We start from the raw sequence: 16,075 nt of genomic DNA, 5'->3' as shown, positions 1-16,075 counted from the left end.
CCGACTAGAGGAGTCGCGTGACGGTTGGGTGACGAGTACCTACTGAGCGGTGACGCCGGCCGCCTTGATCACAGGCGTCCATTTGTCGACCTCGGCGCGGACATGGGCGCCGAGCGCAGCCGCGCTCTGCCCCGCCTCGTCGGGAATCTCGCAGCCGAGCTCGAGCAGCCGGGCGCGCACGCCTGCGTCCGCCAGCGCCGCGCGGCCGGCGGCGTTGAGCTTGTCGACGATCTCGCGCGGCGTTTCCTTCGGCGCGAAGATCGCGTTCCAGCCGACGGCCTGGAATTCGGGCAGACCGGCCTCCGCGCTCGTCGGTACGTCCTTGGCGACTTCCAGCCGCTTCGGCGTCGCCACCACATAGGCCTTGAGATTGGTGAGCTGCGGCACGATCCCGACGGTCTGGTCGCAGACATAGTCGAGCTGTTTTGCGATCAGCGCGTTCATCGCCGGGCCGGAACCGCGGAACGGCACCTGCTGCACCGGCGCCTTGATCAGATGATGGAAATAGACGCAGGTCAGATGCGAGGTCGAGCCAATACCGCCATGGCCGTAATTGTACTTGTCCGGATTGGCCTTCAGCAGCGCGACGAACTCCTGCAGCGTATTGGCCGGAAAATCCTTATGCGCCGCGACCAACATCGGCGTGCCGGCCGTGTTGATCACCGGAGCGAAATCGGTGCGCGGATCATAGGCGAGATTGGGATAGAGCCCGACCGAGGCCGAATGCGTGCCGAGATTGCCCATCATGATGGTGTAGCCATCGGGCGAGGCTCTCGCGACGCGCAGCGAGCCGGTCGTGCCGCCGGCGCCCGCGACATTCTCGACGATGACCGATTGCCCCAGCGTGCGGCCCATATGCTCGCCGACGATACGGGCGATGATGTCGGTCGGGCCACCTGCCGCGAAGGGCACGATCATGGCGATCGGACGCGAGGGATAGGCTTGGCTAAGCGCGGGCGCAGCGGCAAGCGAGAATGCGGCCAAGGCGGCCAGGAGCAGGCGTCGCATGGATGTCCTCCCAGGTTGATAGCCGCGTTGGTCGCGGTCTTCAGGTCTGATGCGATGGCCGAGCAACCTGCTAGAGATGGCGCAGGCCGATGCTTTCGATCAGCGGCAGCAATTCGTCGCGCGCCCTGACTCGGTGTTGGCGGGCCGCCTCGCGGGCGGCCTCAGACGCGCCGTCGCGAATAGCGTCGATGGTGGTGCGATGCTCCTCAGTCGAAATCGGCAGGCGCGGACGCAAGCGCAAAGTCAGCATGCGGGCACGATGCGACTGGTCGTTCACGGTCTGGATGATGCGGACGAACCGGCTGTTGCCGCAGCGCTCGACCAGGATGCGGTGGAAGGCCTCATCGGCTCGCCCCCAATCGGCGAGATCGCCTGCGTCCAGTGCGCGCGCCATGGCGTCGGTCTCGCGCGCCAGATCCTGCGCCATCAGCAGCCGCTCGGCCTCCGGAAGCCCAGCCGCGAGCTCGGCCGCGCTCGCCTCGATCGCGATCAGCACCTCGTAGATCTCGCGGATATCGTCGGGCGCCAGCGCGCAGATCAGGATGCCGCGCTTCGGGACGATGCGGACGAGCCCTTCCTCCTGGAGTCTGAGCGCCGCCTCATGCACCGGCGTGCGGCTGACGCCGAGGCGCAAGGCCAGCTCGCCGGCCGAAGCCTGGTAGCCCGGCGCAAAAACGCTCTCGCGAATGGCGTGTTTCAGCGCGGCATAAGCGCTGTCGACGAGGCTCGGCGCCCGGTCATTCGCCTGATCGATCGTCTTCAAGCCAGCCTGCATTCCGCCCTCCGCTCTCGGTAGCGTAACATCTTCCATGGAAGCTGCAATGCAATGTTGACTCCAAGACCGGTTGAGCCGCAAACACTGCTTGAGCGGCAATGACATGCGGCTCACATCGGATCGGAGGCGGCATCATGAAGACCTACAGGATCGCGGCGATCCCCGGAGACGGCATCGGCGTCGAGGTCATCGCAGCCGGCATCGAGGTACTGCAGGCGCTCGCCGGACGCGACGGCTCCTTCGATTTCGCCTTCGACCATTTCGACTGGGGCTCGGATTACTACAAGCGCACCGGGCTGATGATGCCCGAGGATGGCCGCGAGCAGATCAAGGGCCATGACGCGATCTTCTTCGGCGCGGTCGGCGCGCCCGACGTGCCTGACCATGTCACGCTCTGGGGGCTGAGGCTCGCGATCTGCCAACCCTTCGACCAATACGCCAATGTCCGGCCGACCCGCGTGCTGCCCGGCATCACCTCGCCGCTGCGCTCGGTATCCGGCCCGGAGCTCGACTGGGTGATCGTGCGCGAAAATTCGGAGGGCGAATATGCCGGCGTCGGCGGGCGCGTGCACAAGGGCTTCCCGGAGGAGGTCGCGACCGATGTCTCGATGATGACGCGCTCGGGCGTCGCCCGCATCATCCGCTATGCCTTTCGCCTCGCCCGGTCGCGGCCGCGCAAGCTGCTGACCGTCGTCACCAAATCGAACGCCCAGCGCCACGCCATGGTGATGTGGGACGAGATCGCCGCCGAGGTCGCGGCCGAGTTTCCCGATGTAACCTGGGACAAGATGCTGGTCGACGCCATGACCATGCGCATGGTGATCAAGCCGCAGAGCATCGACACCATCGTCGCGACCAACCTGCACGCCGATATCCTGTCGGATCTGGCCGCCGCGCTCGCCGGCTCTCTCGGCATCGCACCGACCGCCAACCTCAACCCCGAGCGGGCCTTCCCCTCGATGTTCGAGCCGATCCATGGTTCGGCCTTCGATATTGCCGGCCAGGGGATCGCCAATCCGATCGGCACCTTCTGGACCGCGACGATGATGCTCGACCATCTCGGCGAGCCGGCCGCCTCGGCGAGGCTGATGCGCGCGATCGAACGCGTCACGGCCGATGCGAGCTTCCACACGCCAGATCTCGGGGGCAAAGCGACGACGCGGCAGGTCACCGACGCGGTCATCGCCGCGATTGCCGGCGACAACGCCTGACGCCAAGGCCGCAGCCAGGAACCGACGGCGGGGAACGACGACATCGTGACCATGTTTGAGATCGCGCCGGGCTGAATTCCGCGCCATAATCGCCATATTGCTCGTCGAACGAGTAGGGGCGATGGATCGAGCCTCGCGACGAAAGGAAGACGGATATGGGCCTGATGAGCATGTTCGGCAGCGAGACGACGCAAGCCGAGACCTTCGAGGTCACGCTGACCGACGCTGAATGGCGGGCTAAGCTCAGCCCCGAACAGTACCGCGTGCTGCGCGGCCATGGCACAGAGCGCGCCGGCTCCTGCGCCCTGAACTACGAGAAGCGCGCCGGGACCTTCGTCTGCGCCGGTTGCGGCAATCCGCTGTTCAAGGCCGGCACCAAATTCGAGAGCGGCACGGGCTGGCCGAGCTTCGACCAGCCGCTTGAAGGCGCGGTCGGCACGAGCCAGGACGGCAGCTTCATGATGTCGCGCACCGAGGTGCATTGCGCCCGCTGCGGCGGCCATCTCGGCCATGTCTTCCCCGACGGCCCGCCCCCGACAGGCTTGCGCTACTGCATGAACGGCGTCGCGATGGATTTCGTGCCGGCGGAAGGCTGAGACGCAAACCAAAAGGGCGCGGGGAACCCCTCTCCTGCATCGAAGTCGGGTCTACCCGACTTCGACACTCCAAGTGCTGATCTCGGGCAAGCCCGAGATCAGTGAGAGGGGCAGGGGTGAGGTGTAGGCCCCCTGACCAGTCGAGCTCCGAACTCACAGCGAGGCAGCGGTCAGATTACGGTCAAATCGTCAAACGGCCGACCCCTCACCCTGCCCTCTCCCTACGGGAGAGGGTTCCCCGCGCTACCCGCGCCTCAACTGAGAACCGGCACCGCCCGCCGCGCCAGGCTCCCCGAATCCACGCCGGTCGGCAGATCACCGAAATGCCCCGACCAGCCGCCATCCAGCCGGCTGGCGATGAAGGCGTCGGCGACAGAGGGCGCGGCATGGCGCAGCAGCAGCGAGGCTTGCAGCAACAGCGCCAATCGCTCGACAAGCCGCCGCGCCTGGCCTTCGTGCCGGACGAGTTCGGGCAGCGCGCTGTCCAGCGCGGCGAGCGCCGCGTCATAGCGCCGGTCAGCGCCCTTGGCGGCGCGCAATTCGTCCTGCAGTGCCGGCAGCGCACCTGGCTCCCGTTCCAATGAGCGCAGCACATCCAAGCAGATGACGTTGCCCGAACCCTCCCAGATCGAGTTCAACGGCGCCTCGCGATAGTGCCGCGCCATCGGATGCTCCTCGATGAAGCCATTGCCGCCATGGCATTCCAGCGCCTCGGCGAGGACGGCCGGCGTACGCTTCGCAACCCAGTATTTCGCGATCGGCGCGCCGATCCGCGCGAGCAAGCGCTCGCTCTGCGAGTTCTCCTGCCGATCCACCGCCGCAAACAGCCGAAAGGCGAGCCAGGCCGCGGCCTCGGCCTCGATGGCGAGATCGGCGAGGACGTTCTGCATGATCGGCTGGGCGATCAGCGCCCGCTGGAAAGCGTGCCGATGCGCGCAGTGATGCGCGGCCTGCGCCACGGCCTGCCGCATCAGCCCGGCGGAGGCGGCGGCGATGTCGAGCCGCGTGTTGTGGTTCATCGCAAGGCCGGTCCGCAGGCCCCGCCCCGGCTCGCCGAGCAGGTGCCCGATCGCGCCGCGAAACTCGATTTCCGAAGAGGCATTGGAGCGGTTGCCGCATTTCTCCTTGAGGCGCTGGATCGCGATGCCGTTGCGCTCGCCCGATGGCAACCAGCCCGCCACGACAAAACAGGAGACGCCCTCCTCCGTGCGCGCCAACGTCAGGAAGACGTCGGAATGCGGCACGGAGAAGAACCATTTCTGTCCGAACAGCGAATGCGTGCCGTCGCCATTGTCCCTGGCAACCGTCTGCGTCTGGCGCAGATCCGAGCCGCCTTGCGTCTCCGTCATCGCCATGCCGACGGTCGCCCCGGTCTTGGTCGCGCCAGTCTTGGTCGCGGCCGGCCCCTGCCGGCCGTCATAGGCGTTGGAGGTGATGAGCGCGCCCCATTCCGCCCAGCGCGCCGCATCCTGCTTCAGGATCGGGATTGCCGAATAGGTCATGCTGATCGGGCAGCAGACCCCGCTTTCCGCGCCGTACCAGAGATATTGCAGCGCTGCGCGCGCGACCTGCGCGCCCGGCCCCGGCCGGTTCCAGCACAAGGCATGCGTCTCCTGGCCGATGGTCATGCCCATCAACTCGTGCCAGGCCGGATGGAAGGCGATCTGGTCGATGCGATTGCCGAAGCGGTCATGCGTGCGCGCCTCCGGCGTGAAGCGGTTGGCGAGCCGCGCCAGCTCCTGCACCTGGGCAGAACCGACGCAGCGCCCGGTCTCATGCAGGCGGTCCCTCGCCCAATCCGCTGAAAAAGCCGATATCGCCGCCTGCAGCACCGGGTCGGCCGCGAAGGCGTCATAATCGGCCAATGGCGGGGCCTGGTTCGTGACCTCATAGGTGGAATAGCGGGGGGCGGTGTCCATGGTCATCGGCACGCATCCTGACAACGGATTCGACGGTGCATTCAACGCCCATCCGTCTTGTCCAGCAATCCGCCGCACAACACCCTATATTGACGCCAGAACGAATCACGATCGAGCGCCGCGCACCTTGTCCGACCACAACGCCACTTCCGCCCCCTTGCCTCGCCCCGGCGGCCTCGCCGCGCGCGCTGCGGCGGCTCCCGCCGCCGGTTATCTCGCCGGCCTGAACCCGGAGCAGCGCCTCGCCGTCGAGGCGACGGACGGCCCCGTACTCGTGCTGGCCGGCGCCGGCACTGGCAAGACGCGCGTGCTGACGACCCGCATCGCCCATCTCATCGCGACCAACCGCGCCTACCCCTCGCAGATCCTGTCGGTGACCTTCACCAACAAGGCGGCGCGCGAGATGAAGGAGCGCATCGCCCATCTCGTCGGCCCGGTCGCCGAAGGCATGCCTTGGCTCGGCACCTTCCACTCGATCTCGGCGAAACTCCTGCGCCGCCATGCCGAGCTGCTCGGCCTGCGCTCGGATTTCACCATCCTCGACACTGACGACCAGATCCGCCTGATGAAGCAGGTGATCGCGGCCGCCGATATCGACGAGAAGCGTTGGCCGGGCCGCATGCTGGCAGGCTTCATCGATAGCTGGAAGAACCGCGGCCTTGCTCCGAAGGATGTCCCGCCCGGCGAGGCCGCCGTCTTCGCCAATGGCAAGGGCGGCGCGCTCTACCTCGCCTATCAGGAGCGCTTGAAGACGCTGAATGCCGTCGATTTCGGCGACCTCTTGCTGCACTGCCTGACGCTGTTCCGCGACAATCCCGACGTGCTCGCAACCTATCACGAGCGCTTCCGCTACATCCTGGTCGACGAGTATCAGGACACCAACACGGCCCAATATCTCTGGCTGCGGCTGCTCGCCCAGGGCCGGCGCAACATCGCCTGCGTCGGCGACGACGACCAGTCGATCTATGGCTGGCGCGGCGCCGAGGTCGACAACATCCTGCGCTTCGAGCACGATTTCCCCGGTGCGACCGTGGTCCGGCTGGAGCGCAATTACCGCTCGACCGGGCATATCCTCGCCACCGCCTCAAAACTGATCGCCCGCAATGAAGGCCGGCTCGGCAAGACGCTGCGCACCGAAGATGTCGAGGGCGAGAAGGTCACCATTACCGGCGCCTGGGACAGCCAGGAAGAGGCCAGGCTGATCGGCGACGAGATCGAGAGCCTGCAGCGCAACGGCCATAACCTCTCCGAGATCGCGATCCTGGTGCGCATCTCGGCGCAGATGCGCGAGATCGAGGACCGCTTCGTCCATCTCGGCCTGCCCTATCGCGTCATCGGCGGCCCGCGCTTCTACGAGCGCGCCGAAATCCGCGACGCCATGGCCTATCTGCGCTGCGTCGTCTCGCCGACCGACGACCTTGCCTTCGAGCGCATCGTCAATGTGCCCAAGCGCGGGCTCGGTGACGCCACCATCCAGATCCTGCACAACCACGCCCGCGCATCCCAGGTCTCGCTGCTGCAATCGGCCCGCATGGTGGTCGAGAGCGACGAATTGAAGCCCAAGGCCAGAACCGCCTTGCGCGAGCTGGTCGAGGCCTTCGGCCGCTGGTCGGCCAGGGCCGAGCACATGCCGCAGGGCGAGCTCGCCGAGCTCGTGCTGGAGGAGGCAGGCTATACCGAGATGTGGCAGAAGGACCGCTCGGCCGATGCCGCCGGCCGGCTCGAAAACCTCAAGGAACTCGTGCGCTCGCTCGACGAATTCCCCGATCTGCCGGCCTTCCTCGAGCATGTCTCGCTGGTGATGGACGCCGATTCCGGCGAAACTGCCGAGCGCGTCTCGATCATGACGCTGCACGGCGCCAAGGGGCTCGAATTCGACACGGTCTTCCTGCCCGGCTGGGAGGAAGGCCTCTTCCCCAACCAGCGCGCGCTTGATGAGAGCGGTCGCGCCGGCCTGGAGGAAGAGCGTCGCCTCGCCCATGTCGGCCTGACCCGGGCCCGCAAGCGGCTCAAACTCTATTTCGCCTCGAACCGCCGCATCCACGGCCTCTGGCAGTCGAGCCTGCCCAGCCGCTTCATCGACGAATTGCCGGAAGAGCATGTCGAGGTCGTCCAGGCTGCCTCCAATTACAGCCAGGGCGGCTACGGCGCCTCGCGCTTCGACCGGATGGAGAGCTTCGGCTCCAGCTACAGCACGCCGGGCTGGCAACGCGCCCAGGAGAACAAGGCCAAGGCCGGCTCGGGCGGTGGCTCGGGCTTCTCCGACAGCGGCGGACGCGGCTTCGGCTCGGGCGGTTTCGGCGGCAGCCGGCAGCGCGGCCCGATGCTGATCGAAGGCGAGCTCACCGCCAAATCGACCGGCTCATCGGCCTATGACGTGGGCGCCCGCGTCTTCCACGTCAAATTCGGCCCCGGCTCCGTCGCCAGCGTCGACGGCAACAAGCTGACGGTGGATTTCGACAAGGCCGGCCGGAAGATGGTGCTGGATAGCTTTGTGCAGAAGGCGGGGTGAAGCCCTGTGCGACGAATGTCGCCGCCTTGACGACCTACCTACTAGTAGGTATGAACAGGCATGGCTGGTCCTTCGACAACTTCTGATGAAATCCTGCGTTGCGCTCGCTCGCTCTTGATCGAGGGAGGCTATAACGGCTTCAGCTACGCCGACATCGCAAAGGTCGTCGGCATTAGAAACGCGAGCATTCACCACCATTTTCCCAGCAAGTCCGACCTCGTGCGCACGCTGATTGCCCGATATCGAGAAGAGGCCGAGGCGGGAATTGCCCATCTGGAGCGCCAGTTCGCCAATTCTGCCGATCAGCTGCGCGCCTATGTGAGCTATTGGCAAACCTGCATCGCCGACGCCAGCGCCCCGTTCTGCGTCTGCGCTCTGCTGGCAAGCCAGATCCCGGTCCTTCCGGCGGAGGTCATCCTGGAGGTGCGCACCCATTTCAGGACGCTCTCCGCGTGGTTGACCTCGGTTCTCGAACGCGGCGCGCGGCAAGGCGAGTTGCGTTTCACCGGCACGGCCAAGGCCGAAGCGGAGGCTTTCATGGCCAGCGTCCACGGCGCGATGCTATCGGCCCGCGCCTATGGCGATCCCAAGATCTTCGGGGTCATCACCCACCCGCTCCTGGAGCGCCTCGCCACCCGACATTGAAGCGGCCTCCCCGGAAGGCTGCGAGCCAGGTCACGATGGCCTACCAACTAGTAGATAGCCAATCCCCGATAACCCGACGCCGTCCCGTTGCAGCGCACGGGCAACCTCACTCCCGATGAAAGGACACTTTCTCATGTTTGGCATTTCTCCCCTCGGCTGGGTGCATACGCTGGGCAGCCTGCCAGCCATTCCGGCAGCAGCATACATGTTCGCGATTCATGGTCGGATCGAGCCTCGCTCGAAGGCGGGGGCCGTGTATTTCGTCTCGATGCTGATCGGTGGCGCGACGACCTTCCTCGTCGCTCATGCGCCTGTCAGCTACGGCATCGGGGCAGTGACGTTGCTGCTGCTCGTCACCGGCTACGCTATCGGGCGATTGCCGGCTCCGGGGCGCGCTGCGATCTATGTCGAGACCATTGCACTGAGCCTCACCGCGTTCCTGCTCATGGTGCCTACCGCAACCGAAATCCTCCGCCGCGTCCCCGACGGACACCCTTTCGTCACTGACCTGCATTCGCCGCTGCTTCTCGGAGTCCAGGCCAGCATTCTTGCTGCACTCGTCATCGGATTGGCCGCGCAGATCATCTGCCTGCGCAAAACCGGCAAGGCCGCCGCCTGAGCACCGCATGATCGGGCGGAAGATACTGCTGGATAGTTTCGTGCGAAGGCGGGGTGAGCAGGCGCTCGGCCGGCCTGTTCGGGGTTACGCCTCCGCCTCATGGCAGCAGACGCAAAGCTTGTTGCCGTCCGGATCGCGAAAATACGCCCCGTAATAATTGGCGTGATAATGCGGCCTGAGGCCGGGCTGCCCTTCGCAGGTCCCACCATGCGCCAGGGCCGCGGCATGGCAGCGATCGACGATCGCGCGGCTTGACGCCAGCAGGGCGATCATCTGGCCATTGCCCGGATCGGCCGCCGCGCCATTGAAGGGCGTGGCGAGGAAGAAGTACGGGCGCGGCGCATCGCGCGGCTGCCAGGCCGCCAGTGGCTTGTCGCGATCGCAGAACCACAGCTTGTGGCCGAGCGCCTCGAACAGCGCCGCATGGAAGCGAAAGCCCCGCTCGAATTCAGTCGTGCTCAAGACGATATGCGACAGCACGACCCACCTCGCTCCTGCACCGGCTCAGACTTCCAGCCTAACGCATGCCATTCATCCTCGGAACCACCACGTCATTCCGGACGCAGCGAAGCGGAGATCCGGAATGACGTGGTGGTTCTGCAACCAATCCCAGACAGCTTCACCGCCGCTCTCGTGCCCGAAACGCCGCCCGCGCCGCTTCCACCTGCGCGTAATAAGTCTCGGCCCAGACCCAGACCCCGCAGAACGCCGCCGTCAGCTCGCGGCCGAGCTCGGTCTGCGTGTAGTCGACATGCGGCGGAATCACCGGATGGACCTTGCGCGTGATCAGCCCGTCGCATTCCATCTGGCGCACCGTCTTGGTCAGCATCTTCTGGCTGATGCCGCCGACGATCCGGCCGATCTGGGTGAAACGCAGCGTGCCGTGCTCCTCCAGCGCCTCCAGGATCAGCATCGTCCATTTGTCCGCAACCTGGGCGATCACGTCGCGCACCAGCGCCTCGACCGCTGGGCTGACCTCAGGATGGGAGAGGCGGCCCTGCTCCTGCATGGCCGCGACCGCGTCGCGTATCGTCTGCATCTGACGCTCTCCTTTTGGTGCCTATAGAACTTCTGGGTGCCTTCTTTCGTTTGGAGAGCATCGCGCCTAGCTGTTGTCCGCGCAACCACGAAAGGCGCAATCGCGAAAGGACTTGGCGATGAACATCACAGGCAACACTATCCTCATCACCGGCGGCGGCTCGGGCATCGGCCGGGCGCTCGCCGAGGCTCTCCACGCCAGAGGTAATCAGGTCATCATCTCCGGCCGTCGTGAGCAATTGCTCGACGAGGTTACTGCGGACAATCCGGGCATGGAGTCGATCGTGCTCGACATCCAGGACAAGGTGGACATAGCCGCGTTCGCTCGTGACGCCGTCGAACGCTTCCCCGCGCTGAACGTCGTCATCAACAATGCCGGCATCATGAAGGACGAGGACGTCACCGCGACGGAAGACCACCTCGCCGTCGCCGAGGAGACCATCGTCACCAACCTGCTCGGGCCGATCCGGCTGACCGCAGCCCTGCTGCCACATCTGCTGAGCCAGCCGCAATCGACCGTGATGACCGTGAGCTCGGGATTGGCATTCGTGCCCATGGTGGTAACGCCGACCTACAGCGCCACCAAGGCCGCGATACATTCCTATTCGATGGCGCTGCGGGAGCAGCTTGCGGGCACCTCGACCCAGGTCATCGAGCTTGCCCCGCCTTACGTCCAGACCGAGCTGCGCGGGCCCGAACAGGCGGTCGATCCGATGGCGATGCCGCTGGCTGATTTCATCGCCGAGGTCATGACGATCCTGGAAACGCAAGCCGACGCCCAGGAAGTTATCGTCGAGCGCTGCAAGCCGCTGCGCTTCGCCGCCGAGAACGGCAATCTCGCCGGCGTATTCGCCATGCTGAACGGCCTGCACTGAGACGAGAAGCTCCGCGCGCCGTGCCGCATGACAAGCGGCGCGCGGGCTGCTATCGCGCTGCCATGCGTGAAGGTCTCCTGCCATCGACGGTCGCGACCGTCCTCGAACTCTCCACCTCAGGCGAGAAGGCGCGCGCGCTGACGGAACTCCTGGGCGAGGTCTTCGACCCGACTGAGACCGCGATCTCCGCCTTTGAGATCGAGAGCGGCGTCACCACACTCTCGCTGAACGCGCCCTGGAAGGTCGAGATCTATTTCGCCACCCACCCGGACGAAGACGCCGTGCGCGACATGCTGCGGCCGATCGTCGGCGACGTCATCGACAGCACGCCCTTCACCACCGTGAACCAGCAGGATTGGGTCGCGGCCAGTCTCGACGGCCTCAAGCCTGTGCGCGCGGGCCGCGTCCTCGTCCATGGCGAGCATGATCGCGAGGCGGTGCGCATCAACGATGTCGGCATCGAGATTCCAGCCGCGCTCGCCTTCGGCACCGGCCATCACGGCACTACGGCGGGCTGCCTCCTGGCGCTCGACGCTGAACTGAAGCAGCGCCGGCCGCGCAACGCCATCGATGTCGGCACCGGCACCGGGATCCTGGCGCTGGCGCTGGCCAAGCAGATCAAGCGCAAGGTCGTCGCCGGCGATATCGACCTCGTCGCGGTCGAGGTCGCCGCGCATAATGCCCGCGTCAATCACGCCCCGCACGGGCTCGACCTCTATGTCGCTCCGGGCCTGCGCCATGCCAAGGCGAACCGAGCGGGCCATTTCGATCTCGTCTTCGCCAATATCCTGGCCGGGCCGCTGAAGCGCCTGGCACCCTCGATCGCGCGGGCCCTCTCGGGCGACGGTACTGTGATCCTGTCGGGCCTGCTGGCGATGGATGTCGCCGGCGTCGTCTCGACCTACCGGCATCAGGGGCTCTATCTCGCCCGCCAGTCGCTGCGCGAAGGCTGGGCGACGCTGGTCATGAAAAAAGGCGGCGCAGCCCCCAGGCCACGCCGCCTTCGATAGGCGAGAAGAATGCTAAAACGCGAGGGAAGGTGCGATCCTTCGCTAGGCCGAGTCGCATGGCGCGGTGCGCGAGAACCGGAGCGGAGCGGACTTTTGTCCGTGAGCACCGGAAGCGCAGCGCGCCACGTCAGGCGGCCGGCATAGCAGAAGCAGCGCCCTTCCCGTTCAGAAGCCCATATGGCCGTACTTGGCTTCCGCCTCAGCCTGCATCGAGCGGGCATCATGCCAGACGGCGGCGGTGAACTTGGCCGTGTCGATGGCCCACTCATAGACGTGCTTGACGATGGCGATCATGGTCGTTGTCCAATGTTGCGCAGCGCGGCGCGAGGCCGGCGCGTGAGATCAAGGATTGCTGGGATCAGCGATTGAAAGGCAGCTTGGCGTCGTTGCTGAGAGCGGTCTGCGGGAAACCGCCCAAAACGATCTCGGCCTCGTTGATCAGGTAGGAACGCGCACGCAGCTCTCGGGCGGCGGAACGGCGGCGGCTCTCGACCAGCGCCGCGAAGAGCCGCTGCCAGAAGCTCGGGCTGCTCGGAGCGGCGGCCTCGGAAGCGGGCAGAACGGCAGTGTTGTTCATAACATAGGTCACAGGTCCATCTCCTCATTCAAACGAAGGACAGTCCCGGTCGCTTCCTCGTTCTCTTATGCGACTAAAGTGGGCCTTCTTCGCAGTTGCGAAAAGAGGATTTCGCAGATGCGAGATATGCACAGAATGCATGCACTTGGCCTTGTTTCGTTAACGATCGCGTTTTTCGCATAACAAAGAGGCAGCAAGCCCAATCCCGAGGCCGCCGCGGCCTGCGGAGAAAGCAGAGCCGAAAGCCGCTTTTGCGCTGGCTTTCGCAGGCCTGAGCCGCGACCATGGCCAAAACCACCGCTTCCGGACCCGTCATGACCGAATCGCCCGCCGCCTGCCACTTCCAATCCTTCTCGGAACCGAGCGACCCCTCCCAGGTCGCCCCCAGGGTCGCCGCTCTGCGCGGCGCGCTCGCGGCGCAAGGGCTGGATGGCTTCATCATCCCGCGCGCCGACGAGCATCAGGGCGAATACGTCCCGGCGCATATGGCCCGCCTCGCCTGGCTGACGGGATTCACCGGCTCGGCCGGCAACGCCATCGTGCTGGCCGACAAGGCGGCGCTGATCGTCGATGGCCGCTACACCATCCAGTCGGCCGAGCAGACCGACACCGCCATCATCACGCCCACGAAGATGGAGGAGATGCCGCTGGAGCGCTGGATCGAGGCGAACCTCCCGGCAGGCGGCAAGCTCGGCTACGATCCCTGGCTCCACACCGTCGACGGCGTCGCCAAGCTGGAGAAGGCGGTCGCGGCAGCCGGCGGCGCGCTGGTTGCGCTCAAGGCGAACCCGATCGACGCGCTCTGGAGCGACCGCCCTGCCCCGCCCGCTGCTCCGGTCAAGGCGCATCGCGCCGATTTCGCCGGGGAGAGCACGGCAAGCAAGCTCGCCCGCATCCAGGAAGCGCTCGCCAAGGCCAGGGTCGATGCACTCGTGGTCTCGGACCCGCATGCGCTGGCCTGGACCTTCAACATCCGCGGCGGCGATGTCGAGCACACCCCATTGCCGCTGGGCTATGCCATCGTGCCGCGCGAGGGCCGGCCGACCGTCTTCCTGGCGCCGGAAAAGGTGACGAACGAGGCCGGCGACGCCATCGGCGCAGTCGGCGAGATCGCTCCTCCCGCAGCGTTGGAGACACAGCTCAACGCGCTGGGCGCGGCCAAGGCCAGGGTCCGGCTCGACTCGGCGACTGCAGCCTCCGCGCTCGCGACGCTGATCGCCAAGGCCGGCGGCACGCCCGATGCGGGCGCGGACCCGATCGCGCTGATGAAGGCGCGCAAGAACGAGGCGGAGCTGAAAGGCGCGCGCGAGGCCCATCTGCGCGACGGCGCGGCAATCGTGCGCTACCTCGCATGGCTGGCGCGCGAGGCGCCCAAGGGCGGTTTGACCGAGATCGACGCCGTCGCCGCGCTCGAAGCCGAGCGCATGAAGACCGGACTGCTCAAGGATGTCTCCTTCACCACCATCGCCGGCGCCGGCCCCAATGCCGCCCTGCCGCATTACCGCGTCAGCGAGGCCAGCAACCGCAAGATCGAGCCCGGCATCCTGCTGGTCGATTCAGGCGGGCAATATGAGGACGGCACCACCGACATCACCCGCACCATGGCCGTGGGCGAGCCCACCGACGAGATGCGCGACCGCTACACCCGCGTGCTCAAGGGCCATCTCGCGATTTCGCGCGTCGTCTTCGTCAAGGGCACCTCGGGCGCGCAGCTCGATGCGCTGGCGCGGTTGCCGCTCTGGCAGGCAGGTTTGGATTTCGACCATGGCACGGGCCATGGCGTCGGCAGTTATCTCTCAGTGCATGAGGGGCCGCAGCGCCTCTCCAAGCTCGGCACCACGCCATTGGAGCCGGGCATGATCCTCTCCAACGAGCCGGGCTACTACAAGCAGGGCGAATACGGCATCCGCATCGAGAACCTGATCGTGGTCGAGGAGCGCGTCATTCCTGGCGGCGACCGCACCATCTATGGCTTCGAGACCATCACCTGGGCGCCCTATGAGCGCGCCCTGATCGAGCTGAAGCTGCTCGACGCCGGCGAGATCGCCTGGATCAACGCCTATCACGCCCAAGTCTGGAGCAATCTCGCCCCGCTGGTCGAGGGCGAGGCGAAGGCCTGGCTGGAAACGGCGTGCTTGCCGCTATAGGCCCCGTCATTGCGAGGAGCAAAGCGACGAAGCGATCCAGGGGAACGTAGAGCGCTACGGCCCCTGGGTTGCTTCGCTGCGCTCGCAATGACGGCGAGTGTCATGCGAGACGGGAAGGTTTCAGCCCAGCGCCCTGAGCCCCACCACCGCAATCACCCCGACCACCACCACGGCCAAGAAGGGCAACCGCGTCGCAGCCAGCGCCGTCACGGCCGCGGCGGCCGTCTCGGGCCAGCCGGTCGCGAGCGCGCTCGGCGCGATCACGGCGATCAGGACGGCCGGTGGAATCGCGTCGAAAGCGGCCTGGGCGCGCGGCGACAGGTCGAACCGCCCAGCCAGCGCCAGCCCCGCCACCCGTGTCGCATAGGTCACCACAGCCATTCCGAGGATGGCGAGCAGGTTGAGCGTGTCGAGCGCCATCATGCCGCCTCCTCGGCCGCGACTTCCGCGTCACCGCCGGCCGAGAGCCACGCAGCGGCAAGCCCGCAAAGCGCGCCGGCCAGCACATGCCAGGGCGGTCCGGCCAGGCGATAGGTCAGAGCCGAGGCGATACCAGCCGCAGCCACAGTCCAGGCCGTCACGCGCCCCTTCCAGAACGCGGCGGTCAACGCGATGAAGATGGCGGTGAAGGCGAAATCCGCGCCGAAGCGTCGTGGATCGCCCAGCGCCGGGCCGACCACGGCACCAAGCGTCGTCATCATCAGCCAGCAGCCGACGAAGGGCACGATCATGCCGAACCAGTAGCCCGGCGTCAGGGGATGCGTGCGCGCCCGCTTCTCGGCCAGGGCCCAGTTCTCATCGGCCATATAGGCTAGGCCGAGCCATTTCTGCCACGGCGCGAAGCCATCAAGCTTCGGCACCAGCGAGGTGCCCATCAGCACATGGCGGGCATTGATCAGGAGCGTCGAGAAGATCAGCGCCGCGACCGGAGCCGGCGTTGCCCATAATTCGACGGCGGCGAACTGGGCCCCGCCGGCGAAGACGAGCGCGCTCATCAGGAAGACCTCGAGCGGCGACAGGCCCTTGCCTGCCGCGAGCGCGCCGAACAGCAGTGCGAAGGGCGCAGCCGCCAGCATGGCTGGCCAGATGTCGGAAAAGCCCGTGCGGGCGTCGTCGAGAACTGATGACATGAGGTGCTGAGGA

At 66.3% G+C, this 16,075-nt stretch carries 17 protein-coding genes; 8 read left to right on the top strand and 9 right to left on the bottom strand.

The window, feature by feature from the left end; all coding sequences use genetic code 11:
• Positions 1 to 39: 39 nt before the first annotated feature.
• Entirely contained in the window at positions 40 to 1,008 is a 969-nt protein-coding gene (locus J2Y55_RS21735) for a tripartite tricarboxylate transporter substrate-binding protein (protein ID WP_310157910.1), read from the bottom strand.
• Positions 1,009 to 1,078: 70 nt separating this feature from the next.
• Positions 1,079 to 1,783, bottom strand: coding sequence for a GntR family transcriptional regulator (locus J2Y55_RS21730; protein ID WP_310157908.1), 705 nt, complete (start codon positions 1,781 to 1,783; stop codon positions 1,079 to 1,081).
• A 134-nt stretch (positions 1,784 to 1,917) separates the two neighbouring features.
• Here J2Y55_RS21730 and J2Y55_RS21725 point away from each other — a divergent pair, with 134 nt between their 5' ends.
• Together J2Y55_RS21725 and msrB are read left to right on the top strand one after the other, a co-directional pair.
• On the top strand, positions 1,918 to 2,994 hold the full coding sequence (locus J2Y55_RS21725) for a tartrate dehydrogenase (RefSeq protein WP_310157904.1): 1,077 nt from the start codon (positions 1,918 to 1,920) through the stop codon (positions 2,992 to 2,994).
• 164 nt (positions 2,995 to 3,158) lie between these two features.
• Positions 3,159 to 3,590, top strand: coding sequence for a peptide-methionine (R)-S-oxide reductase MsrB (msrB, locus tag J2Y55_RS21720; RefSeq protein ID WP_404979000.1), 432 nt, complete (start codon positions 3,159 to 3,161; stop codon positions 3,588 to 3,590).
• Between the two features lie 254 nt (positions 3,591 to 3,844).
• On the opposite strand, the gene J2Y55_RS21715 is transcribed toward msrB, so the two are convergent.
• Positions 3,845 to 5,515, bottom strand: a complete 1,671-nt coding sequence (locus tag J2Y55_RS21715) for an acyl-CoA dehydrogenase family protein (protein ID WP_310157902.1) — start codon at positions 5,513 to 5,515, stop codon at positions 3,845 to 3,847.
• On the opposite strand from J2Y55_RS21715, the gene J2Y55_RS21710 reads away from it, so the two are divergent.
• From J2Y55_RS21710 to J2Y55_RS21700, 3 genes are all read left to right on the top strand, one after another.
• The gene (locus tag J2Y55_RS21710; RefSeq protein ID WP_404978999.1) at positions 5,508 to 8,021 is read left to right on the top strand and encodes an ATP-dependent helicase; all 2,514 of its coding nucleotides are present in this window, start codon (positions 5,508 to 5,510) and stop codon (positions 8,019 to 8,021) included. The genes J2Y55_RS21715 and J2Y55_RS21710 overlap by 8 nt on opposite strands.
• Positions 8,022 to 8,081: 60 nt before the next feature.
• Positions 8,082 to 8,666, top strand: coding sequence for a TetR/AcrR family transcriptional regulator (locus tag J2Y55_RS21705; protein ID WP_310157897.1), 585 nt, complete (start codon positions 8,082 to 8,084; stop codon positions 8,664 to 8,666).
• Positions 8,667 to 8,799: 133 nt separating this feature from the next.
• On the top strand, positions 8,800 to 9,285 hold the full coding sequence (locus tag J2Y55_RS21700) for a hypothetical protein (RefSeq protein WP_310157895.1): 486 nt from the start codon (positions 8,800 to 8,802) through the stop codon (positions 9,283 to 9,285).
• Positions 9,286 to 9,369: 84 nt separating this feature from the next.
• On the opposite strand, the gene J2Y55_RS21695 is transcribed toward J2Y55_RS21700, so the two are convergent.
• Positions 9,370 to 9,765 (bottom strand): VOC family protein, encoded by a 396-nt coding sequence (locus J2Y55_RS21695; protein ID WP_310157893.1) that lies wholly within the window; start codon positions 9,763 to 9,765, stop codon positions 9,370 to 9,372.
• Between the two features lie 139 nt (positions 9,766 to 9,904).
• Positions 9,905 to 10,294 (bottom strand): winged helix-turn-helix transcriptional regulator, encoded by a 390-nt coding sequence (locus J2Y55_RS21690; protein WP_310158052.1) that lies wholly within the window; start codon positions 10,292 to 10,294, stop codon positions 9,905 to 9,907.
• 148 nt (positions 10,295 to 10,442) lie between these two features.
• Here J2Y55_RS21690 and J2Y55_RS21685 point away from each other — a divergent pair, with 148 nt between their 5' ends.
• Together J2Y55_RS21685 and J2Y55_RS21680 are read left to right on the top strand one after the other, a co-directional pair.
• The gene (locus J2Y55_RS21685) at positions 10,443 to 11,198 is read left to right on the top strand and encodes an SDR family oxidoreductase (protein WP_310157891.1); all 756 of its coding nucleotides are present in this window, start codon (positions 10,443 to 10,445) and stop codon (positions 11,196 to 11,198) included.
• A gap of 62 nt (positions 11,199 to 11,260) precedes the next feature.
• A complete protein-coding gene (locus tag J2Y55_RS21680) occupies positions 11,261 to 12,208 on the top strand; it encodes a 50S ribosomal protein L11 methyltransferase (RefSeq protein WP_310157888.1) in 948 nt (315 codons plus the stop codon).
• A gap of 165 nt (positions 12,209 to 12,373) precedes the next feature.
• On the opposite strand, the gene J2Y55_RS21675 is transcribed toward J2Y55_RS21680, so the two are convergent.
• Both J2Y55_RS21675 and J2Y55_RS21670 read right to left on the bottom strand, forming a co-directional pair.
• Entirely contained in the window at positions 12,374 to 12,502 is a 129-nt protein-coding gene (locus J2Y55_RS21675; protein ID WP_280141727.1) for a hypothetical protein, read from the bottom strand.
• A 64-nt stretch (positions 12,503 to 12,566) separates the two neighbouring features.
• Positions 12,567 to 12,797 (bottom strand): hypothetical protein, encoded by a 231-nt coding sequence (locus tag J2Y55_RS21670; protein ID WP_310157885.1) that lies wholly within the window; start codon positions 12,795 to 12,797, stop codon positions 12,567 to 12,569.
• Positions 12,798 to 13,099: 302 nt separating this feature from the next.
• Between J2Y55_RS21670 and J2Y55_RS21665 the strand changes: the two genes are divergently transcribed.
• Positions 13,100 to 14,932 carry an aminopeptidase P family protein gene (locus J2Y55_RS21665; RefSeq protein ID WP_310157882.1) on the top strand — a complete coding sequence of 611 codons (1,833 nt, stop codon included), beginning with the start codon at positions 13,100 to 13,102 and terminating at the stop codon, positions 14,930 to 14,932.
• 120 nt (positions 14,933 to 15,052) lie between these two features.
• Here the strand turns inward: J2Y55_RS21665 and J2Y55_RS21660 are convergent, their stop codons facing one another.
• Both J2Y55_RS21660 and J2Y55_RS21655 read right to left on the bottom strand, forming a co-directional pair.
• Complete coding sequence (locus tag J2Y55_RS21660) at positions 15,053 to 15,352, bottom strand: AzlD family protein (protein WP_310158050.1); 300 nt, start codon at positions 15,350 to 15,352, stop codon at positions 15,053 to 15,055.
• Positions 15,352 to 16,062: an AzlC family ABC transporter permease gene (locus J2Y55_RS21655; RefSeq protein ID WP_310157879.1), complete on the bottom strand. Its 711-nt coding sequence runs from the start codon at positions 16,060 to 16,062 to the stop codon at positions 15,352 to 15,354. Before J2Y55_RS21655 ends, J2Y55_RS21660 begins: the two co-directional genes overlap by 1 nt.
• Between the last annotated feature and the right edge of the window lie 13 nt (positions 16,063 to 16,075).

Source organism: Allobosea sp. BE125, assembly GCF_031456075.1.
Taxonomy (GTDB): domain Bacteria; phylum Pseudomonadota; class Alphaproteobacteria; order Rhizobiales; family Beijerinckiaceae; genus Allobosea.
Note: the sequence above shows the minus strand (reverse complement) of the source record. Positions and strands in the feature narration are given on the sequence as shown.